The 20,154-nt window shown below is 60.5% G+C and carries 21 protein-coding genes; 17 read left to right on the top strand and 4 right to left on the bottom strand.

The annotated features are described in order from the left end of the window. Positions 1-30: 30 nt before the first annotated feature. Positions 31-291 carry a hypothetical protein gene (locus tag ATO9_RS24820; protein WP_081979702.1) on the top strand — a complete coding sequence of 87 codons (261 nt, stop codon included), beginning with the start codon at positions 31-33 and terminating at the stop codon, positions 289-291. A 39-nt stretch (positions 292-330) separates the two neighbouring features. Here the strand turns inward: ATO9_RS24820 and ATO9_RS21130 are convergent, their stop codons facing one another. Both ATO9_RS21130 and ATO9_RS21125 read right to left on the bottom strand, forming a co-directional pair. Further along, positions 331-996 (bottom strand): L,D-transpeptidase, encoded by a 666-nt coding sequence (locus tag ATO9_RS21130; RefSeq protein WP_043754166.1) that lies wholly within the window; start codon positions 994-996, stop codon positions 331-333. 202 nt (positions 997-1,198) lie between these two features. Next, positions 1,199-2,266: a hypothetical protein gene (locus ATO9_RS21125; RefSeq protein ID WP_043754163.1), complete on the bottom strand. Its 1,068-nt coding sequence runs from the start codon at positions 2,264-2,266 to the stop codon at positions 1,199-1,201. Between the two features lie 225 nt (positions 2,267-2,491). On the opposite strand from ATO9_RS21125, the gene ATO9_RS21120 reads away from it, so the two are divergent. The 4 genes from ATO9_RS21120 (at position 2,492) to repC (ending at position 7,206) form a co-directional block, all read left to right on the top strand. Continuing rightward, on the top strand, positions 2,492-3,400 hold the full coding sequence (locus ATO9_RS21120) for a recombinase family protein (RefSeq protein WP_043754160.1): 909 nt from the start codon (positions 2,492-2,494) through the stop codon (positions 3,398-3,400). A gap of 342 nt (positions 3,401-3,742) precedes the next feature. Further along, positions 3,743-4,942 carry a plasmid partitioning protein RepA gene (gene repA / locus ATO9_RS21115; RefSeq protein ID WP_043754158.1) on the top strand — a complete coding sequence of 400 codons (1,200 nt, stop codon included), beginning with the start codon at positions 3,743-3,745 and terminating at the stop codon, positions 4,940-4,942. After that, positions 4,942-5,910, top strand: coding sequence for a plasmid partitioning protein RepB (repB, locus tag ATO9_RS21110; RefSeq protein ID WP_223229246.1), 969 nt, complete (start codon positions 4,942-4,944; stop codon positions 5,908-5,910). The genes repA and repB overlap by 1 nt, the downstream gene beginning before the upstream one ends. A gap of 240 nt (positions 5,911-6,150) precedes the next feature. After that, positions 6,151-7,206, top strand: a complete 1,056-nt coding sequence (repC, locus tag ATO9_RS21105) for a plasmid replication protein RepC (RefSeq protein WP_043754148.1) — start codon at positions 6,151-6,153, stop codon at positions 7,204-7,206. A gap of 174 nt (positions 7,207-7,380) precedes the next feature. Here repC and ATO9_RS21100 read toward each other — a convergent pair whose 3' ends face one another. Further along, complete coding sequence (locus ATO9_RS21100; RefSeq protein ID WP_043754138.1) at positions 7,381-7,893, bottom strand: RES family NAD+ phosphorylase; 513 nt, start codon at positions 7,891-7,893, stop codon at positions 7,381-7,383. Next, positions 7,893-8,243 (bottom strand): MbcA/ParS/Xre antitoxin family protein, encoded by a 351-nt coding sequence (locus ATO9_RS21095; RefSeq protein WP_027264271.1) that lies wholly within the window; start codon positions 8,241-8,243, stop codon positions 7,893-7,895. Before ATO9_RS21095 ends, ATO9_RS21100 begins: the two co-directional genes overlap by 1 nt. A 444-nt stretch (positions 8,244-8,687) precedes the next feature. Here ATO9_RS21095 and ATO9_RS21090 point away from each other — a divergent pair, with 444 nt between their 5' ends. The 12 genes from ATO9_RS21090 to ATO9_RS21040 all read left to right on the top strand — a co-directional run bounded on the left by ATO9_RS21090 (position 8,688) and on the right by ATO9_RS21040 (position 20,055). After that, the gene (locus tag ATO9_RS21090; protein WP_043754136.1) at positions 8,688-9,173 is read left to right on the top strand and encodes a hypothetical protein; all 486 of its coding nucleotides are present in this window, start codon (positions 8,688-8,690) and stop codon (positions 9,171-9,173) included. 40 nt (positions 9,174-9,213) lie between these two features. After that, positions 9,214-10,152 (top strand): ArdC family protein, encoded by a 939-nt coding sequence (locus ATO9_RS21085; RefSeq protein WP_043754134.1) that lies wholly within the window; start codon positions 9,214-9,216, stop codon positions 10,150-10,152. 23 nt (positions 10,153-10,175) lie between these two features. Next, entirely contained in the window at positions 10,176-10,385 is a 210-nt protein-coding gene (locus ATO9_RS21080; protein WP_043754132.1) for a DUF6330 family protein, read from the top strand. A gap of 88 nt (positions 10,386-10,473) precedes the next feature. Beyond that, a complete protein-coding gene (locus ATO9_RS21075; protein ID WP_043754131.1) occupies positions 10,474-10,863 on the top strand; it encodes a DUF3768 domain-containing protein in 390 nt (129 codons plus the stop codon). A gap of 154 nt (positions 10,864-11,017) precedes the next feature. After that, positions 11,018-13,000, top strand: coding sequence for a ParB/RepB/Spo0J family partition protein (locus tag ATO9_RS21070; RefSeq protein ID WP_043754129.1), 1,983 nt, complete (start codon positions 11,018-11,020; stop codon positions 12,998-13,000). Between the two features lie 76 nt (positions 13,001-13,076). After that, positions 13,077-13,670: a hypothetical protein gene (locus ATO9_RS21065; RefSeq protein ID WP_025042408.1), complete on the top strand. Its 594-nt coding sequence runs from the start codon at positions 13,077-13,079 to the stop codon at positions 13,668-13,670. Beyond that, entirely contained in the window at positions 13,670-14,323 is a 654-nt protein-coding gene (locus ATO9_RS21060) for a DUF6927 domain-containing protein (protein WP_024099305.1), read from the top strand. The genes ATO9_RS21065 and ATO9_RS21060 overlap by 1 nt, the downstream gene beginning before the upstream one ends. A gap of 124 nt (positions 14,324-14,447) precedes the next feature. Then, a complete protein-coding gene (locus ATO9_RS21055) occupies positions 14,448-14,774 on the top strand; it encodes a type II toxin-antitoxin system PrlF family antitoxin (protein WP_005668772.1) in 327 nt (108 codons plus the stop codon). Beyond that, complete coding sequence (locus ATO9_RS21050; RefSeq protein WP_024099306.1) at positions 14,771-15,289, top strand: type II toxin-antitoxin system YhaV family toxin; 519 nt, start codon at positions 14,771-14,773, stop codon at positions 15,287-15,289. Before ATO9_RS21055 ends, ATO9_RS21050 begins: the two co-directional genes overlap by 4 nt. Before the next feature lie 94 nt (positions 15,290-15,383). Beyond that, on the top strand, positions 15,384-15,548 hold the full coding sequence (locus tag ATO9_RS24635) for a hypothetical protein (RefSeq protein WP_009819683.1): 165 nt from the start codon (positions 15,384-15,386) through the stop codon (positions 15,546-15,548). Further along, positions 15,538-15,690 (top strand): antitoxin PaaA2 family protein, encoded by a 153-nt coding sequence (locus ATO9_RS21045; protein WP_043754116.1) that lies wholly within the window; start codon positions 15,538-15,540, stop codon positions 15,688-15,690. Before ATO9_RS24635 ends, ATO9_RS21045 begins: the two co-directional genes overlap by 11 nt. Before the next feature lie 102 nt (positions 15,691-15,792). After that, complete coding sequence (locus ATO9_RS21040; RefSeq protein ID WP_043754114.1) at positions 15,793-20,055, top strand: strawberry notch family protein; 4,263 nt, start codon at positions 15,793-15,795, stop codon at positions 20,053-20,055. The last annotated feature ends 99 nt before the right edge of the window (positions 20,056-20,154 follow it).

Raw genomic sequence — 20,154 nt, 5'->3', positions numbered from 1 at the left:
CTGCAAATCATAGCTTATGTCAGTGTCCGAATTTCGGGGGGTAGCTCAGTTGCAACATTGGCCCTGGCTGGCTGTGCGGTACCTCCGAAGGAAGGCAACGATCCATTCAGGATCGGGAATATTCCAGAGTCTGTCGCAACCCTCGCTGCGCCCGACCAGGATCTCAACACGGCACGGCTACGTTCCGAAGATAACTGCTATTGGTATGCGCATAGTGGGCCGGTTGAAACGACGTTGGTCCCGTTGCGATCGGCAGGCGGCAATCCCATCTGCGTCGCGCGCCAATCCTGATTGGCGCGTTCGAGCGTCGGATTGACGGCGCGGCTTGGGTCAACTCTGCGGAGTCACGCTGTCCTCGGCTGAATATAGGAACGCCGTCGAGCCAATTTCCACATTCGGATACAGATCATTTATGTGCGCCATGACCATCCGGACGCAACCGGAACTTGCTCGGCCGCCGATGCTTCGCGGGTGTGGTGTACCGTGGATGCGCAGATAGGTGTCCCGGTCCCCGACATAGAGATAAAGCGCCCGTGACCCGAGCGCGTTCTCAGGTCCGGGTTCCATACCGTCAGCGATGTCGGCGTAGAGCTCCGGGTCGCGGTCAATCATGTTCTGTGTTGGCTGCCAATGCGGCCACCTGACCTTGCGCTTGATCGTGTAGACGCCCGGCTCATAAAGTTTGCCACGAGCAATCGCTACGCCATAGCGCATCGCCGTTCCGCCTTCCTCGATATGGTAAAGATAGCGCGCAACAGCATCGACATGGATGTCTCCGGCCACAAGACCATCTTTAGCTACAACCCGCTGCGGCAGAAAGCGCGGATGCAGGCCCCACGGGTTTGATGTGGCCGGGTTGTAGCCCGGCGGTGTAACCTGTGCATCCCAAGCAGCCTTTTCCGCTTCAGTGGGCCAGGTGTCAGCGAGGAGCGGACTCGAGATAGACGCCGAGAACAGTGCGGCGGTCGTCTGGATGAAATGTCGTCTTGTCAGCATGTATCGTGCTCCGCGCAGTTTCTATTTCGGTGTCGGATCTGTCAGATCGATTTATTCCACGCTAAAACGTCTAGCAACTAGAGGTTCAAGGGTTAAATTTTCACTTAACCGCGAGAAGCAGAGGATTGGATAGCGATTTCAATGCTAGACGTTTACGCGCCAACTGGGTCAGCAAAGGGCTAAATCCAAAAAGGTTTCTCTACTATATCGTTGCGCGCCACATCCGATAGCGCCCCTGCCCGGTCACCTCACGGATCAGACCCCGCGCTTCCAACCAGCCAAGGTTGCGCTGGACGGCGGCGCGGCTGGCGCCAGTCAAGATTTGAGTCATCGGTGCAGAGACGAGTGGCCACTCGGTCAGTAAGGCGCGGAGAGCAGGTGGCGTCTTGCCCGAGAGCAGTGCCATTTCGGCGTCTGCGCGCATAGCCCATGCCTCTATGTCGTCTAGGTGCCGCATCGCGCTCAAGGATGCTGTCATCATCCCATCGAGCCAACGCGCCAGACGATCAGCGGGTGGGCCGCCAGCGCGCAGCCCCCCTGATCCGCCCATGGCCAGAGGTACAAAGACCGCCCCCCTTCCCTCACCGGCCGCAATCCTCGCGGCTGTGACTGCCGCCTCCATCCCGTCTCCGTGCTGTCCGAGACCAGCGAGGTTCCAGAGGTGGAAGCCCATGCAGGCGCGGCTGATCGGATGCAGATCGACAGATCGCACCATCAGATCCAGCCATCCGCTCGCACGATTCATGAAAGGTTCGGCATCATCACCAAGGTTCTCGGGATCGCGGCGGTCGAGAAAAGCGGAAAGGTCCACCTCGGGCCCCGGCCCGCCGCTCAAACGGCGAACTGCCCATCCGACACGCGCGAGTGCTGCGGTGTCCTCCTGAACGCCTGATAGGCGCATGGATATCCAAAGAGCAAGGCGATCCGGGCCGATACGATCACCCACAAACCAGCTGAGGTCAGCTGCCTCGATCAGGGCAAGCCTGTGTCGCCATCCTTCGGGGCCGCGCTTCAGGCGGTCGTCCAGCGCGCCGACGCGACCAGCTACACTGGCAAGACGCGCGGCGAGACCCGCCTCTGCTTTCCGCCATTCATCAAGGACTTCGGTTTCACGCGGTTCGGCCCGTGGTCCGGGTGGCAGATAATCCGGCTCTTCTTCCATCGGACCGGGCAGGAACCAAAGATCCTCCTCTGACGACTGTTCCACCTCTTCAGCGTCGAGGAAGAGAGCATCAAAATCATCATGTAACGTAGGCGCTTTAGGCTTCATATGTGCAAAATACTAGAATTTTGCACTTTACCAAAGGGTTTTGTCGGAGTGCCCCACGCTCTTTATATAGTACGCGGGGGCGATGGTCGGCGAGGGCTCTCACATCGCGCTCAGCCTATGGAAACCAAGGGCTTTCCGTTGAACCAAGCCACAGAGAGCGTCCTTGCATTCGCTTACAAACGGTCGTTTATTGATGATACATAAAATTGCAAACGGCCCGTTTTCATGCCCCTGATAGGCTACGCCCGTGTTTCCACAGAGGATCAGACCCCCCTGCCCCAGTCTGAGGCCCTGCAGTCTGCGGGATGCGCCGAGATCTTTGAAGAGCACGCCTCGGGCGGCAATCGCGCGCGACCGGTGCTGGCACGCGTGCTCGAACGCGTCCAGAGCGGCGATACGCTGGTCGTTGTGCGGATCGACCGGCTTGCGCGATCTCTGTCGCACTTGCTGGAGGTGATCGAAAGACTGGAGGGAAAGGGGGCGTTCTTCCGCTCGCTCCAGGACCCGATCGACACTGCCTCGCCCCAGGGCAAGTTCACGTTGCAGGTTCTGGGCGCTGCGGCTGAGTTCGAACGCGCTCTGATCCGCGAGCGCACAAAGGCCGGGCTTGCCTCTGCGCGCGCCAAAGGGCGCGTAGGCGGCAACCCAGGGCTACGCGCCAAGGATCCCGCCGCGCTGCGCAAGGTGCGGCTGGCACGGCAGGACGGCTATATGGAACGCCTGAACGAGACCGCGCAGGATTGGGTGCCTCATGTGCGCCGCCTGCGCCCCGATATGGCTTGGGAAGACGTGCTGCGAATTATCAATGCCCCCCTGCCCCCAGATCACCATTGGACACAAGGCCGACTGCTCCGCGCTGTGAAGGCATATGTGCGCGACGGGTTCCTTCCTGCCGAGGTGCTTGGCCGCGCCGGACGCCGCGAAACCGATGACCGCCTGCCGGCCATCGTCGCAGCGATCAAAGGCGCGGACCCCGAAATCACGCTGCAGGCGATCTGCGATCGGCTAGAGTCGATGCGCGAACGGACCCCTCGAGGTCGTGCCAGCTGGCAGCCGTCTTCGGTCAAAATGTTGCTCGAACGAGCGGAGCGGCTTGGCCTAATTTCATCAGAATCGGCTCACTCCCAACTGTAACTAGCAGAGGCTCAAACAGCTGAATCTATCGCTCTAAACACCGTCAGAAGGTCAATTGTGCCATTGGTTGCATGGGTTTAGCCAATACCATCCAAACAATCCCCATGAATGGCTTGAAGCACGGTCTTTTGGATTTATCACCATAAAATCAACAACTTGCAGTTATCTTGATGTGACTGTACGTATTGGTGCTGTGGATAACTTTCACACTACATCTAGATTCTTCTTGCCGGACTCACTTGATCGTGGCATTCCCATTCTGACGGTAAAACGCGTCAGTCGCGCTGTACACCGTCAGAATGACCAAGAGCCTCAACAGAGGCCGAGAGTGGGCGGCAGGACATGGATGATCGTAACGTTGGATACGCGCAAGGCATAGGCTCTTCCGACATCGGAGCATTTGCCGACAATCTGGCTGAATCTTTGGATCGCCAGATGAAGATCGCTTTCGAGCCCGAAGAACGAAAGTCCCTGCGCCGATTCAGTTCTACCGAAGTTGCCAGCCTCCTGCGCGTTAGCACATCTAACCTGCGCAACCGGCACAAGGACGGCAGCTTCCCGGAAGTTCATACAGACAACCGCGGACACCGGTTCTACACAGCCCAAGAGATCGATAAGCTGCGCGACATTCTGGGGCGCACCGGAAAGAACGCAGAAAGCTACCGCCCCGGTCGACGTGAAGGCGATCGTCTCCAGGTGATATCTGTCGTCAATTTCAAAGGCGGATCGTCAAAAACAACAGCAACGATCCATCTTGCACAACGGTATGCTTTGCGAGGTTACCGAGTGTTGGTCTTGGATCTCGATCCGCAGGCAAGTTTGACCACCTTTTTCGGCTTTCGGCCAGAGCTCGAGTTCGCCGAAGGCGGCACAATCTATGATGCCCTGAGATATGAGGAACAAGTTCCGCTCTCAGCCGTCATCCAAAAAACCTACTTCCATAAGCTCGATATGGTCCCAGCGGGCCTGATGCTCTCGGAATACGAAACTGAGACGGCAAACGCCCTCGCCCGCCGGGTGCAACCCATATTTGCGGAGCGTCTTGCCTTAGCGCTTGAGGAAGTAGAGGCGAATTACGACATCGTTCTGATCGACTGCCCACCTCAACTTGGCTTTCTGACCCTAACGGCGTTGGCAGCCTCGACGGGACTCCTAGTAACGGTCGTGCCTGGCATGCTCGACATTGCTTCAATGAGCCAGTTCCTGAAACTTGCTTCGGAAACGGTAAAGGCTGTCGAAGAAGCCATTGGCAGGCGCGTTACATGGGACTTCGTAAAGTTCTTGATCACGAGATACGAGCCGTCGGACGGGCCTCAGACCCAGATGGCGGGCTACCTGAGATCGATCTTGGCCGGACAGGTCATGACTGAGCCAATGCTGAAATCTACAGCAATCTCGGACGCCGGTATGACCCAGCAAACCGTCTACGAAGTTGATCCGAGCCAATTCATTAGAAAAACGATTGATCGCGCTCTGACCAGCGTGAATGGCGTTGGAGATGAGTTGGAACAGACAATCCAAATGGCATGGGGGCGTCGCTGATGGCCCGAAATATCTTCAATCAGCCTCCAAAGGACGAGAAGGAGAGCGCGGCCCCCTCCCCTACCCCGCCAAAAGCAGCAAAACTGCCAGGATCTGTTGGCGGATTGCGCGACTCTTTGCGCGAGATTACCGCGAATTCGATCCGTGACATCGAGCCCGATCAGATTGACATGGATGGTCTGCGCGATCGGTTGGTGCTGGAGGATTCCAGTATTGATGAGTTGGCCGAAAGCATTCGCAAGCATGGGCAACAAGTACCAATTATGGTCCGTCCATCAGCGCAACCGGACAGATACCGTATCATCTACGGACGACGCAGGCTCGCAGCGATCCGCATGGTCGGCGGAACGGTCAAGGCGATCGTTCGAAGCCTGGATGACGACGCATCTCTGATCGCACAGGGCCAAGAGAACAACCTCCGACTAGACCCGTCTTTCATTGAGAAATCTCTTTTTATCAAAGAGATGCAGGAATCAGGTTACAAGCCAAACGTCATTCAGGATGCTCTCGGCTTGACACGGCAGGGCGTGTCCAATCATCGCGTCGTCATAGAGCAACTGCCAGAAGGGCTTGTACAGCTGATCGGGCCGGCACATGGCATCGGACGACGGCAATGGGGTGACCTGGCCGCTTTGTCGAAAAAGATAGATCTGGTGAACACAGCCAAAGAGGTGATCGCCGCCCTGCCCGACGACACTCCAAGCGCGGATAAGTTTCAGGCAGTCTACTCGGCTTGCTCGAACAAGGCGCGTAGCGACAAGAAGCAAGCCAACCGCAGCCTAACGTCCGTTGTCAAAGATGGGGACGGTAGCTCTGTGGGAACGCTGACAGTCGACCAGAAAACGATCGCTATCAAGATCACCAAGAAGGACAACCCAGAATTCGGCCAATGGATCGAAGAGCGCGCGGAGGCAGCGCTTTTGAAGCTCTTCGAACAGTGGCGGAATGAGAGCGGCTCTGGGTCCTAAGCCCCGAGCCACACAGAGTAACTCGAGCAGAGGAGAAAAGCGAAGACCAGAAAGAAAAGAGCCCCCCAAAGTTTCCCCTGGAGAGCCCTCATCATTCGATTAGCACTCATGATGTAGCAACCTCCAGCAAACCGGTCAAGAGTCACCGATTCGGTGGACGGGTTTTTATTGCCTTTTTCTGAGCGAAATCTCGGGAAGAGACTGGGAAGTTGTGGGCCGAACGGTCGTCGTGAAGAAACCATGGCATTTACAAAACTATCGATCAGAACCGCTGATGCTGATGCATCACGCGGCTCAATTTCTGCGGCTGAAACCGACATCTGGACCATCTTCAGGGCACTAAGAGATGCACGTAGCGTATTCGGTCTGCGTCCTGGCCATATCCAAACACTTCAAGCCATGCTCAGTTTCTTGAAGCCCGGCCATGGCGAAACGGTTTTCGCGTCCAACGACTCGATTTGCCAGCGCGTCGGCGGAATCGACGAACGGACACTCCGCAGGCACATCAACCGCTTCGTCGAACTCGGGTTCATCAAACGCAATGACAGCTCGAACAGAAAGCGCTACCGCGTTCGCTCATCCAGCGGGGAATGCATCAGCTATGGACTGTCTCTAACCCCCCTCCTCCAACGTGCGAGCGAGCTTATCGCCATCGCACATGAGATGGAAAATAACCGGCGGGATCGGATATTTGTCCGCAAACAGATCCTGACAAAGCTCGCCCATTTGGAAGAGCATGATCCCAGCAACACATTCATCAACCACGCACGGAGAGCTCTACGCAGGAAGCTGAGCCTTACCGAATACCACGCGCTGCTCGCCGACACGGGCAAAGAATGCCAGACTTTGTATACCCCAGATAACCCACCAGAAACTGTGGAGTTGCCCGCCAATGACGGACAAACTGTCCGGCACCAATCTATGTCTGAAGAAGAAAAAAAAGATTTAGATAGCAACACAGGCAATGAAGCTCTGAAACCAGACTTGCTAACCTCAGTCTGCGATCAAGCGACATCGTTCTCCACAGAGAGACTTAGAGACTGGTTGGACATTGAAAACCATGCTCGAACTCTTGCACCCATGATGGGGATTCACCCAGAAACATTTGAGAAAGCCAAGAATGCAGTAGGAGCTCAGAAAGCGTCATGCGCGATCTTCATCATGCTACAACTTGGACAACGCATCAGGGATTTTGGAGCGTACTTTCACAGTATCACCTTGGGCCAACGTCAAGACCAGTTTGATCCAGTGGCTTTGATCAAGCGTCTATCCAAAACTGCTATGCAAACCGCCTAGTGTCCACCGCGGTGGACGTCTGGCCATCAACTAGTCCAATGACGCGCGGTCTCGCCACATGCATCAAAGCGACAGAGCCAAATTCCACTAGGGCGATACTACACAGTCAATCCATGTACCTCCGACCCGCCGATGTCCACCGCGGTGGACAGATCCGGCACCAAGTCTCACAACTCACATGCGCGACAGCCGCTTTTCGTCATCCACCACTTCCAAAGAACCCTTGTTGGCAGTCCAGGCCCACAGGACGATGTTGAAGTCCGTTGATGACGCACCCTTCGCAAAGCTTTGGATCAGAAGCCCCGCAAACCGATCTGCTATAAGGGCGCGTGCTAGCTCCTGTGTCGGTACCAATTGGCCATCGAGCATCTTCATGCGCCATGCAGAGTCGGCAAGCATCGCCTCGGTCACACCATACCGTTCGAGCTTGTCCTGATCGCGGGTATCGAAAATAGGCCCAAGGTCGGCTTTGTAGGACACCAGGATCGTGGGTTGCAGGCTGCCTACCTGGTTGGCTTCTCTAAGAGCGGTCGCGGGATCCAGCGAGGTGTAGAGGGCAGGGGTGCCCTTGGCGTTAAAGCGCCCTCCATAGAGTTCAGCGCCTCGTCCGGACAGAGGTTCACGCGCATAGACCGGGTTCAGGGCGCGATAGAGTGGCCCTGTGTAGCGTCCATCTTTCAGCGGCATCAGGCAAAGACGCCCGCATCGACCGCATCGATGTATTCCAGAACTTGCTGAGCTTTGCCTTCCTGCACCAGCTGCATGGCTGTCCGGCCATCAAAGCCGGGCAGGGGCTCTGACCGGTACCATGCATAGGCCATCAGTTCCGAGCCGAAGCGGGGCTCAACTTTGTTCAGCACCTCTACCAATTCGCGCAGGCGGCGCTGCGTCTTGTCCGAACCGATGCGGGCTCGCCTCTGCAACGCGTCTTTGCCCAAGCCGACGGTCAATGCGATCTCTTCTGCTGATGTGCGTAGCACCGCGGCGATCTTGCGCGGTTCGAATTGCCCAGCTTCAGCAAAGTTCGTGATGTGCATGATCTATGCTCCTACGGTGATACTGACGGTATATAGCGGCAACATCGCTGAAATTCAAGCTGACAGGAGGCGCTGCGCCTTCGTTTCCCGTGCTTATCCGTAACGCTGCAGTGCTCTGAACGAAGCAAATCCTGATCTTTGGGCCTGAGAGGTCACCGTTGGAGCGCTTTTGCCGATCGAGAACGTCAGATAAGCTATTGATAATATGAGAAAGACTGCAGCAGTCGGGCCGGAGTTGCCGATATGGCTTGCCGATCTTGGATCGAAACCGCCACTTACTGCATGCCGTCACTGGGGTCCGCGGTGGTGTCGGACCCTCGGCCGTTACCCCGGACCAGTTGGCTGCTGAAAAGTAAAAGTGTCCTTCGGGTTTTGTGACTGACGGATGAGGGCCTTTGGGGTCCCTCGGATGGGTCCGGACCGGATTCCGGTCTGTCTTTCCTAATGAAGGGCATTCTAATGGAAACAGGTGTCTTGCGCGTGCTCCGCACAACCGCCGCCTCCTGGTGGCGGCATAGAGAGCTGCGCAGAACTGGCCAGACGGCGCTATCGCGGCAACTCGAGCGCGAGACCGTCCTGCGCGATCTTGGCTACCTCAGGCAGGCGGCATTATTGCCAAACGCGCATGTGATCTGCGGGGAGGGTGGGACGTTCCTTCATCTCGGCTGGACCACAGTGTCGACTTTCGCGCCGATCGAACGCTTTCCCTTGGCCGCTCTTGCGGTCGCACGAGGGACCCCGTTCATCGATATCCGACCCGTCACCGATGTTATCGCATTCGCGAACTTGCCGCGGGTGGCGCGGGACAGATCTGTCGATCCTGACCTTTCAGGTGCCGGCAGGTGCGTCTCGCTGACCACCTACATCGACACGGTCGAGCGGCTCGGCGCGAGGATCGTCAACGATCCGCGGCCCCGTCAGTCAATCTGATCACCACTCCCTCTCACAAACATTCGAAAGGAGGCCAGCCATGGCCCGATCCCCCACGCCCAAATTCGATGCCTCCGAGGTCATCACAAACGAAATCATCCGCATCATCGAGCGCGGCGTCCTGCCGTGGCGCAAGCCCTGGACCGCAGGCGGCAGCTCACGCCCCCTGCGCGTGGGCGGCGAACCCTACCAGGGGGTGAACAACTTCCTGCTGACGATGCGGACCGTGATGGCGGGCCACAGCTCTCCCTTCTGGATGACTCTGCCTCAGGCCAATGCGTTGGACGCAAAGGTCCGCAAGGGCGAGAAATCCTCTGTCGTCGTCTATTACGGCCAAAGCCGGAAAGACGCGGGCGGCGAGGACGACCGCAGCGATGGCGATGATCGCTCCGAGGAAGCCCGCATCTTCCGCTTCCAGAAATCCTACCGCGTGTTCAATGCCTGCCAGATCGATGGCCTGCCCGACAGCTTCTTCCCAGACCCGGAGCCCGCGCCCGAGCATCCGCCGTCCGAGCCCATCCCGCACATGCAGGCGTTTTTCGATGCCATCGACATCACGACCGTCTTCACGGGCACGGAGGCGTACTATTTGCCCCCCGTGGACAAGGTCTACATGCCATCCATCACGCGGTTCCAGGACCCGCGCAATTTCTACGGGGTCTGGGCGCATGAGCTGGCCCATGCCACGAAGGCCCGGCATCGACTGAACCGTGATTTCGGGTTCTCGAAGTTTGGCAACACCTCTTACGCGCGCGAGGAGATCGTCGCGGAATTGACCTCGGTGTTCCTGGGTCAGACGCTCGGCTTTACGGCGCATACGCTCGAGATGAATGCTGCCTACCTCCATAACTGGTTGCGCGTTCTTCGGTCGGACAAGGGTGCGATCTTCAAGCACGCCGCGGATGCGCAGCGCGCCTGTGATTACCTGATCGCCAGATCGGAGGCGGGCAGGGCAGGGGGCCGAGCCAAGGCCGCCTGACCACAGGGAGAACGGAGACGCCCATGTCACGTAAGGAACCCAAGACGCTGCGGGTGGCCTGCTTCAACGACGGCCGCCGCAAGATCATCACCTTCAAGCACGGCGCCTATTGGTGGAGCCCGTCCGAGGGCGCTTATCCGCTCTCGGCGGCACTTGAGACCATCAAGCACCAAGGCGGCTGGATCGAAACCATCCCCAACCCGAATTACAGACCCAAGCGATTGTTCGGGTAGGGCCCCTTCTGCTTCTGTCCTGCCGCCAGGGGGAAAAAGAAAAAGCTGGCTTTTGGAAGGGTGTTTCAACTTCTCAAAGGAGCACCCCATGTCCATGACAGGACAACCCCAGACAGACCGCCCTGATCCGAGTGTGATCGCAGCGCAGAACGACGCGTTTCGCAAGCTCGCGTGCCTCGGTGTGCCAACCGCCCAGTCTATTCAGGGCCGCATGCATGTCACCCGCTCAATTATGAATGCCGGTGACGGCTTCATGGCCGAGGCGGTGAAGGCCACGGGCATGTTCGAGACCTTCGAGCCCGAGAACGATCCCGAAGGATGGCATGATTTCGGGGCGGTCGAGGTCCGCGGCGAGACCGTGTTCTGGAAACTGGATTTGTACGAAGCGGATTCCGACTTCCGCTATGGCGCCGAGGCCCCGGACAATCCCGCCACCACCATGCGCGTGCTGACCATCATGCTGGCGCGCGACTGGTAGGGGAGGGGACACCCCTCCTGACAGCCCAGGCGATGAAGGCCCGCTGACCCCTCAAAGGGAGAGTGGGCCTTTTGTTGTGGTGATCCCTGAAGACGGGGATTGGCCGCGCATCTGAATGCGCGGGCCGCTCCAAACCCACCGAAAAGGAAACGCCATGACCACAAGCTTCAAACCCGTCTCCGTCGCCATCGGCGATCTGGTCTCACATCCCGCCAATGTGCGCAGCAACTCGCCGGAAACCTATGATCCTGAGAACATCGCCCATCTGAAGGCAAGCATCGCCGTTCTGGGTCTCCTGCAGCCGCTCATGGTCCAGAAGCTCGACGGCAAATATGCTGTCCTCGCCGGTGGCCGTCGGCATGCCGCGCTGAAGGAGCTGGTCGCGGACAGGGCCGCGAAAGGCTTCACGGCGAAGGCCAAGATCGACTGCCGTCTTGTGCCAGAGGATTGCGATGTCACCACGGCCCTGTCGCTCGCTGAGAACATCACCCAGGCGCCGATGAATGCCATCGACGAGTTCGAGGCTTTCGCGCGGATGATGGAGGTCGACGACCAGACGCCCGAGACGATCGCAAAGACCTTCGGCACCACGGTGGCGGCCGTGAAAGGCCGGTTGCGCTATGGCCTAATCCACCCCGACATCCGCGCCGCGGCCCGGGCCAAGACGATCACGCTCGACACGATGAAGGCCTTTGCGGAGCATCCGAGCCAGGAGGTGCAGCGCGAAGTCTTCGAGGCGCTCACCAAGGAAGATAGCTACCTGCAGGCCTATACGGTCCGCCAGGCGCTCAAATCCCGCGGCGTGCAGGTCAGTGACGATATCGGGGCCTTCGTGCGCGCGGACTACGAGGCGCGGGGCGGCGCTGTCGCCGCTGACCTTCTGGAAGAGCATTCCGTGCTCGAAGACGCCGCGCTGGTCGAGACCATCCTGCTCGAGAAGCTCGGTGCCGCCGCCGAAGAGGCCCGCATAAAGCTGGGCTTTGCCTGGGCCGATGCCATGGTCCGCTATGATTACGCGACCATGGCCGACTACGGCCGCGTTTATCCCGGCCCGATCGAGCCTGATGAGGCTGCGCAAAAGCGCATCGATGAGATCACCGCCGAGCTTGAGAAACTGCAGCTCGAGATGGAGGATGAGGGGCTCGAGGACGGTGCCTACAACGCGCTTTACGAGCGCGTGGACGCCTTGGAAGAGGAAGCCCGCGACCTGCAGGAGGCCTACAGCGCCGAGGACCTCGCGCGGTCTGGGGTAATCGCGTCCTGGTCGGGCGGGCAGGTGACCCTCCATGTTGGCCTCGTCCGCCCGGAAGACACCGTCAAAAAGGAGGGCGCGCGCGGCTCCTCGGCTAGCCCGACCGGGGAGGAGGCCCCAGACGCCGGCGAAATCACCTATCCGGCCTCACTGGCTGAGGACCTCAAGACCGAGCGAGCCATGGCGCTTGGGGCCGCGATGGCGCTGCATCCGGAAGCTACGCTCGATCTGACGCTCTTCAAGCTGGTGAGCGACGTTCTGGCCAGCGGCATGAGTGTCACGCAGGCGATCAAGATCGATGCCCGCAAGGAATACCGCAGCCATGCCAAGATGGACGAGATCGACGCAACCTCGCTCGAGCAGGTGGCGGCGGCGCATGAGGCGCTGGACCTCTCCTGGCTCGATGACACCCGCGCGCCCGCCGATCAGTTCGCGGCGTTTCGCGCGCTGGAGGCAGGCGAAAAGGCCAAGCTCGTGGCCTATGCCACGGCCAGCACCACGCAGTCCTGCTTCGCGCGGGACCGCCAGCGCGACAGCCTGATGCATGCGTTCGAGATCGAGATCATGCCCGACATCCGCTCCCACTGGACGCCGAATGCGGCGCTCTTCAACCGCTTCAAGAAGGCTTGGCTCCTGAAGATCCTCGGCGAGGATCTGGGTCTCGCCCAGGAGGCGGTGACGCTGGCCTCGTCGAGCAAGAAGGAGATCGTCGCCTTTTGTGACAAGCTCTTCGCCGAGCCCTTCGCCACGCTCACGGACGCGCAGCGCGCTGCCGTGGCCGCCTGGTGCCCGCCCATGATGCAGACAGCCGGTGTCGCCTGTGATGAGGCGGAGCCCGCGGCGGAAACCCCGGAGCCTGACGGCGACATCGCGCAAGCGGCCTGAGTCCTCACGCGACCCGCGCGTGGACCATGCCGCCCGCGCGGGTCGACCCTTCCAAACCGAACAGAAAGACATCCCCATGGCTATTCTCAAGTTCTCTGCCTCCGCTGTTGCGGCGCAAATCGCACATGCGCGTGCCTGCAAGACCTTCCTGCCCAACTGGAACGGGCCCGTGGACAGGCCGGCCCTGATCCTCATCGTCGGCAATGGTGTGCATCTGCGCTCAAACGGCATCGATGGCACGACCACCCGTATCGTTACCACCGAGCAGGCCGATCCCTCCTTCGCCTTCGCCGACGGCATGAACCCGTTTCGGGACACCGACTGGATGGCGCAGCGCCGCATGGCGTTTCGCGATCTGACCGGCCAGTTTTACACCGACATCCTGGATGACGTGCAGGTGCTCATCGACCGGGGGCGAGGGGCCATCCGGCTCGCCACCGATGGCCACAGCATCCGCGTCTTCGTGCGCCGGGCCTCGGACTATCTCATCGGCGGGACCTACGAAGTGCCCTCGGGCCTCGGTGGCACCTTCAGGGTCATCCTCAAGGATGCCTGCGACACCTTTGCGATCGTGCAGAACTGTGGCAATTGCGAGGATTTTGACGCCATGCAGCCCTACCGCGTGCCGCTCGATGCGCTGATGGAAATCGATGACCGGAGGGCGGCGTGATGGGTTGGCTCTTCTACACCGACGGCCGCGTCCAGACCTACGCGGATGAGAAAGCGGAGATTGCTCGGCTGTGCACCTTCGAGGGCGAAAGGCGCAAGACGGAACTGGTCAAAGCCTGCAAGGTGGGTTCGACTTGGTACGCGGCGGCAAAGGTCACAAATATCGACGGCACCCCTGTCGAAGACACGACCTATGTCACCGATGCGGATGGCTCCATCACTTTCGCCGCCGTATTCCTTACCCGATATGATGACGGCTGCTGGGGCTACAAGGACATGGAGGAAAGCGCGGGACCGGTCGAATCCCGCGCGCCACTGAGCCTATTGGCCCTGCTGTCCGAGCTGAAAGACCCAGACAGCTATGCTCATGCCTGGCGCCAGCGCTGCCAGGACTGGGCTGCGATCCCGGACTACGAGGAAGGCGACAAGATCAAGCTCGCCACCCCTGTGACGCTCACCGATGGCAGTACCTGCCAGATTGTCACCGCGACCCACTACAGGCGTGGGCGGCAAAAGCGCCGCTGCTACCGCATCGAGGAAACTGGTGGGCTCGTACGCCTGTCGAAGGCCTCGCTTGCGGGCTCGGAGCTGCTCAGCTCCACGAAAGGTGCGGCTAGCCCGGTGCTGGCGGAGTTCCTGGCGGGGCGAAATTAGGTCCTGCGCCGGACGGTTCATCGACCTGCCCGGCGACAGCAGATGCTGCGGCTTGTCTTGACAAGGCAATGCAAATGCATTACCTATCGCGGGCAGCAAAGCCCCTTTTCTTCAGGAGACTGCCATGACAGCCCTCGCACAAGATGTCTCGAAACTCACGGATCGGTATCAGACGACCGTGCCGGCGGGTGTGCGCAAACAGCTCAAGCTGGGCAAGGGCGACCAGATTCGTTACTGCACCGAGCCGAGTGGCAGGGTCTATATCGAGCCCGTGCGCAGCGACGAGGAAGATCCCGTGCTCGGAGCCTTTCTCGATTTTGTCGAGGCCGATATCAAGGCGCATCCGGACCGCATTCGGGCTTTCGATGGGGCTTTGCATGACCGTCTTGCAGCACTGGTCGGAGACGTTGATGTCGATCTCGATGCGCCGCTATCGCTCGAGGATGAATGAGCGGCGATAGCGTGCCCGCCCAAGCGCCCCTTGTCGTGAATGGATGGTCGATTTATGCGCACCCACTCTTTCTGGACCAGCTCGAAGGGCTGGTCGAGGAGGTAGAGGCGCGTAAGGCTCGCGATCCCAAGACCTGGCACAAGAAAAACCCGACGAAACGGCTGGCCGCCATCTTCAAGCTGGTCACCGAGGCCATACCTGCAGATCCGGGTGCCGCCGCCTTCCGGCAAGGCGGCACACTCGGCGATCACCGCAAGCACTGGTTCCGGGCGAAATTCTTCCAGCAGTATCGGCTGTTCTACCGGTTCAACAGCGATGCGAAGGTCATCGTGGTGGCATGGGTGAACGACGACAAGACCCTGCGCGCCTATGGCAGCAAGACGGATGCCTATGCGACGTTCAAAGGGATGCTGGAAGATGGCAACCCACCTGACAATTTCGACGCGCTCTTGAAAGAAGCTGCAGCGGCAGGCAAGCGGTTCGAGAAATCCCTTGAAGCGGTGCCCGATCGGTAAGTGGGCCAGCTTGCTATGACCCTTTGGCATTATCATTTACGACGCCACGCTCGAAGATGTAGCATCGGCTGATAATGCGGTCGGAGAAAGCACAATGAATGAGACGGAAAAGGATAGGCAGCACCTCGGTCTAGAGGAGCAATGCGCGCCTGACCTGACGGGGCACCGTTTCCCAATTGCTGTGCGCGTTGCAGACATGCCCGATGACCTCGGCAAGCTGCTGGATATCGGGCTCGAGGAGCATTTCCGTGGCCGCTGAAGCGAATTCTTATGACACGTGGTTTTGCGCGCAGGTGCAGGCCGCGCTGGAGGATGCACGCTCGGGAACATCTCAGGTTCAGGTGATGCAGGCCGCACAGGCATTGATTGATGCGAAGCGGCAGGTCGAACCCAAGTCCTGACCAAGCCTTTGAGGTCGGCGCGGTCTGACTACGTCACCCTGAAAAGCGAAAGCGGGCTTTTTGTCCTTTGGAACTCAGACCCTGATCCAAAGGAAAATCCCCATGTCCAAACCCAGAACGGCCAACCCGGCTCTCGCAATCTCCGAAGCCGATCTCGCCTCTGCCCTCGCGCAAATCGGCACGGAGGTCGATGACCAGCCCCTGCGCAGTTCAGCGCTCGCGCGTATCATGCGCGAGACGTTTCATGGCAGCGATGCCGGTGGCGCCTGGGACTGGCGCATGGCCTATGACATGATGCAGGCAGCGGCTGTCCAGGTGCTGCTGCGTGGGAACGGCGCGGCAGGTGACACCGCCGCTGCAAGGCTACTTGCCTCACGGCTCCTGACGGAAACCCGCCGGTCAGAGCAGCAGATCCGGCTACAGCAGTTTTCCACGCCGCTGCCATTCGCGGCGCTGGTTTTGCGGGCCGCGGCGATCCGCAAGGGCGAGACCGTTCTGGAGCCCTCGGCTGGCACCGGTGCCCTGGCTGCTTTCGCCGCCCGGGCCGGTGCCACGCTTCTGCTCAACGAGATCGACCCCTTTCGCCAGCGCCTCCTGCGCGCGGTTTTCGGCGGCGAGGTCACAGGCCATGACGGCGAGCATATCGATGATCTGCTGCAGACGCCGGTTCTACCCGAGGTCGTGGTGATGAACCCGCCCTTCGCCTCCTCGGTCGATCGCTCCCGAGACAAGCACATCGCCGCCAAGCATCTCATCGCGGCTGCAAAGCGCCTGGCACCCGGCGGGCGGCTGGTGGCGATCATGCCGCCGGGATTCACGCCCGAACGCGATGCCGCGCATTGGTCCCGCGCCTGCGGTCTCCTGACGCCGCGATTGGCGCTGACGATGCCGGGACAGGTCTATCGCAAGCTCGGCACCTCTGTCGAAACCCAGCTGATGGTCTTCGACAAGGTGCAGGAGGACGGCGAAATGATCCGCGCCAGTGTCCGGGACTTGGATGAAGCCCTTCCTTTTGTCGACGCAGTTGCCGCGACCCGGCCCGAGATGCGCCCCGTCCAACGGGCTGAAGCGATCCCTCATGCGCGACCGATCGTTCCATCATCTGCCCCGCGCAAGACCGCTGCTGCGCCTGTCGCCGCCTCCAAATCTCGGGCCAATGCCGTTGTCCCGCTCACTTTCAAGAGCCTCGATATCCCGCGCGACAACACGCCCATCTCGGACATCTATGCGCGCTACCGTCCGCAGCGGATCGAGATCGCGGGTGCGCAAGAACATCCCACGCCGCTCGTCGAGAGCATCGCCATGGCCTCGGTTGCCCCGCCCATGCCCTCAAACACGGGCAGTGATGACTTGCGCCTGCCCGCACGGTTGATCGAGGAGGGACATCTCTCCGAGGCGCAGCTGGAAACCATCATCATGGCGCATGACGCCCATGGGCGCGACCTGCCGGGTCGGTTCGCGATCGATGACGACCAGACCAAGCTGACGCGCGCCGATGATGATCCAGACGCACGTGCCTATCGCCTTGGCTATTTCCTCGGCGACGGCACCGGTTGCGGCAAGGGGCGCGAATGCGCGGGGCTCATTCTCGTGAACTGGCTGGCCGGGCGCAGAAAGGCGATCTGGGTTTCCAAATCCGCCACGCTCATCGAGGACGCCATCCGCGACTGGACCGATCTCGGCGGCTCGCCAGCCGACATCCAGCCGCTCTCAAAATGGAAACCGGATCAGCCCGTCCCGATGGGCGACGGTATCCTCTTCGTCACCTACGCCACGCTGCGGTCCGCGGGCAAATGTGGCACCACGCGACTGAGCCAGACCCTCGACTGGATGGGCGAAGACTTCGACGGCGTACTGGCCTTTGATGAGGCCCATGCCATGCAGAACGCGGCCGGGTCCGAGCAGGGCAGGGGGGTCAAACCCTCCCAGCAGGGCCTTGCAGGCCTGCGGCTGCAACTGGCAGCACCCCGCGCTCGCGTCTTCTACATTTCGGCCACGGGTGCCACGAGCGTGCACAACCTGGCCTATGCCGCGCGTCTTGGTCTCTGGGGGCAGGGGCCGGAATACCCCTTCCCAAGCCGCGAGAGCTTCGTTTCTGCGATGGAAGCTGGCGGTGTCGCCGCCATGGAGGTGGTCGCGCGCGATCTCAAGACGCTCGGCCTCTACACGGCCCGCGCCCTCAGCTTCGATGGCGTGGAGTATGACGTGCTCGAACACGCGCTCACCCCGGCCCAGATCGAGATCTACGACGCCTATGCGGGAGCCTTTCGCACAATCCACCACAATCTCGAAGCCGCTTTGACAGCCACCGGCGTCAACGATGCCTCGGGAGAGACCAATGCCTCGGCAGCACGCGCCTCGGCCAAGTCCCGCTTCGAGAGCACAAAGCAGCGTTTCTTCAATCATCTGCTGATGGGCATGAAGGCCCCGACCATCATCCACGCCATCGCGGACGATCTGGCGGCAGGCAAGGCTTGCGTCATCCAGGTGGTCTCGACGGGTGAGAGCCTGTTGAAGCGTCGGCTTGAGACGATGGACCCGGAGGATGAACTCGTCGAGGGTGCCTTGACGCCACGCGACTATGTTCTCGCCTACCTCGAACAGGCTTTTCCGATCCATGCCCAAAAGCTCGTGGAGATCGACGGCAACATGGTGGCTGAGCCGCTTCGGGATGAAACTGGCGCGCTGGTCGTCTCGCGCGAGGCGCTCGCTCTGCGTGACGCGGCCATGATGGAGTTGATGACGCTGGCGCCGATCCCCTCGGCGCTGGATCAGATCCTCTGGGCCTTTGGCGACGAGGCCGTGGCAGAAGTCACGGGGCGGTCCATCCGACCCCTCAAGGCCGAGGATGGTCATCTCTTCATCGAAAAGCGCGCCGCCAGCAGCAATTCATCCGAAACCCAAGCCTTCATGGACGGTGATAAGGATATCCTTATCTTCTCCGATGCGGGCGGTACGGGCCGGTCGTATCATGCGGCGCAAACGGCGAAGAACCAGAAACGGCGGCGGCACTACCTGCTGGAGCCCGGCTGGCGCGCCGATGCGGCCATCCAGGGGCTCGGCCGCACGCATCGCTCTGCCCAAGTCAGCGCGCCCTTCTTCCGGGTCTGCACCTCGGATGTGCATGGCGAAAAGCGTTTCACCTCGACTATAGCCAAGCGCCTCGACCAGCTGGGGGCCTTGACCAAGGGTCAGCGCGAGACCGGCTCGCAAGGCATGTTCCGCGAGGAGGACAATCTCGAAAGCCCGATCGCGCGAGCGGCGCTGCGTGGGTATTTCGCCGATCTTGCCGCCGGGCGCGCTGAGGCGATGAGCTACGAGAGCTTCACCGACTGGACCGCCCTGCGGCTGATCGACAAGGACGGGGTGCTCCTTGAGGAGCTTCCCCCGATCCAGCGGTTTCTCAACCGGGTGCTTGCCCTTCCCATCCACATGCAGAACGCACTCTTTGCCGAGTTCATGCGCCGGATTGCCGATCAGACGGAACGGGCGCGCGCGGCGGGCACGCTCGATCTCGGCGTGGAAACCCTACGCGGCGACAAGATAGAACAGGTCTCCACCGAGGATCTCTGGACCTGCCCGAAATCCGGCGCCGTGACGCGGATTATCGGGCTGGAGGTCACCGACCCAGTGTATGTGCTGGACGCCGAAGAGGCCATGTCGCGCAATCCCGACAAGTTACCGATGGTCAATCGCGCCTCCGGTCGCGCGGCGCTCATCTCGGCGCGCCCCATGCAGATGTATGACGAGGATATTGTCACACTGATGCGCAAGGCGGTGCGGCCAAACGGGTCTAGCTATCTCGAAGAGGCTCGGTTCACGTCTTCGGCCTGGGAAGACATCGACAGGCCCGAGTTTGCAAAGCTTTGGGATGCCGAGGCAGCGTCCCTGCCAAAAACCACCACAACCAAGCTCTACCTGCTGACCGGGCTGCTGTTGCCGATCTGGAAGGACATCCCGACCACGAATGAACGCATCTACCGCGTCACGCCGGACGGGGCGACCGCCATGATCGGGCGCACGCTGAGCGAGGAAGGGGCGGCCGCGCTGCGCGCCAGCTTCCTCGTTTCTAACCCGCAAACGCCACAGGAGATGCTGACTGCGGCTCTTGGCACCACCACGCCGGTCGATCTGGGCCGGGGTCTGACGCTGACCCGTCGCCGGGTCGCAGGCGAGATGCGCCTTGAGCTGGGCGGTGCGGACAAGGGCATGATCGAAGGCCTCAAGGCCATGGGGTGTTTCACCGAGATCATTGCCTTCCAGCTGCGGGTGTTCCTGCCGCATGGGGACGGGATCGACACGGTCAGCATTCTGGCCCGGATTGTGAGGCAGGGAACCAGCAACGCGGCAGACCAAGCCGCCTGAAAAGCCAAAGCGGGCTTTGGGTCGGGCGTCGCGGATCGGGATTTGGCCGGTCTGCGCTTTCCGGGCGCGCGCTGACCAATGCGACGCCTGGCCCCCCAA

It is taken from the genome of Pseudooceanicola atlanticus, assembly GCF_000768315.1.
In the GTDB taxonomy this organism is placed as follows: domain Bacteria; phylum Pseudomonadota; class Alphaproteobacteria; order Rhodobacterales; family Rhodobacteraceae; genus Pseudooceanicola; species Pseudooceanicola atlanticus.
Note: the sequence above shows the minus strand (reverse complement) of the source record. Positions and strands in the feature narration are given on the sequence as shown.

Bases quoted from the DNA above. Each gene is read 5' to 3' on its own strand.
- ATO9_RS21100 (WP_043754138.1), bottom strand. From the start codon at position 7,893: ATGCCGCTGAAAGATGGACGCTACACAGGGCCACTCTATCGCGCCCTG.
- ATO9_RS21055 (WP_005668772.1), top strand. From the start codon at position 14,448: ATGACAGCCCTCGCACAAGATGTCTCGAAACTCACGGATCGGTATCAG.
- repB (WP_223229246.1), top strand. From the start codon at position 4,942: ATGGCCCGAAATATCTTCAATCAGCCTCCAAAGGACGAGAAGGAGAGC.
- ATO9_RS21060 (WP_024099305.1), top strand. From the start codon at position 13,670: ATGGGTTGGCTCTTCTACACCGACGGCCGCGTCCAGACCTACGCGGAT.
- ATO9_RS21130 (WP_043754166.1), bottom strand. From the start codon at position 996: ATGCTGACAAGACGACATTTCATCCAGACGACCGCCGCACTGTTCTCG.
- ATO9_RS21040 (WP_043754114.1), top strand. From the start codon at position 15,793: ATGTCCAAACCCAGAACGGCCAACCCGGCTCTCGCAATCTCCGAAGCC.
- ATO9_RS21090 (WP_043754136.1), top strand. From the start codon at position 8,688: ATGAAGGGCATTCTAATGGAAACAGGTGTCTTGCGCGTGCTCCGCACA.
- ATO9_RS21085 (WP_043754134.1), top strand. From the start codon at position 9,214: ATGGCCCGATCCCCCACGCCCAAATTCGATGCCTCCGAGGTCATCACA.
- ATO9_RS21070 (WP_043754129.1), top strand. From the start codon at position 11,018: ATGACCACAAGCTTCAAACCCGTCTCCGTCGCCATCGGCGATCTGGTC.
- repC (WP_043754148.1), top strand. From the start codon at position 6,151: ATGGCATTTACAAAACTATCGATCAGAACCGCTGATGCTGATGCATCA.
- ATO9_RS24635 (WP_009819683.1), top strand. From the start codon at position 15,384: ATGAATGAGACGGAAAAGGATAGGCAGCACCTCGGTCTAGAGGAGCAA.
- ATO9_RS21065 (WP_025042408.1), top strand. From the start codon at position 13,077: ATGGCTATTCTCAAGTTCTCTGCCTCCGCTGTTGCGGCGCAAATCGCA.
- ATO9_RS21080 (WP_043754132.1), top strand. From the start codon at position 10,176: ATGTCACGTAAGGAACCCAAGACGCTGCGGGTGGCCTGCTTCAACGAC.
- ATO9_RS21050 (WP_024099306.1), top strand. From the start codon at position 14,771: ATGAGCGGCGATAGCGTGCCCGCCCAAGCGCCCCTTGTCGTGAATGGA.
- ATO9_RS21125 (WP_043754163.1), bottom strand. From the start codon at position 2,266: ATGAAGCCTAAAGCGCCTACGTTACATGATGATTTTGATGCTCTCTTC.
- ATO9_RS21120 (WP_043754160.1), top strand. From the start codon at position 2,492: ATGCCCCTGATAGGCTACGCCCGTGTTTCCACAGAGGATCAGACCCCC.
- repA (WP_043754158.1), top strand. From the start codon at position 3,743: ATGGATGATCGTAACGTTGGATACGCGCAAGGCATAGGCTCTTCCGAC.
- ATO9_RS21095 (WP_027264271.1), bottom strand. From the start codon at position 8,243: ATGCACATCACGAACTTTGCTGAAGCTGGGCAATTCGAACCGCGCAAG.
- ATO9_RS21075 (WP_043754131.1), top strand. From the start codon at position 10,474: ATGTCCATGACAGGACAACCCCAGACAGACCGCCCTGATCCGAGTGTG.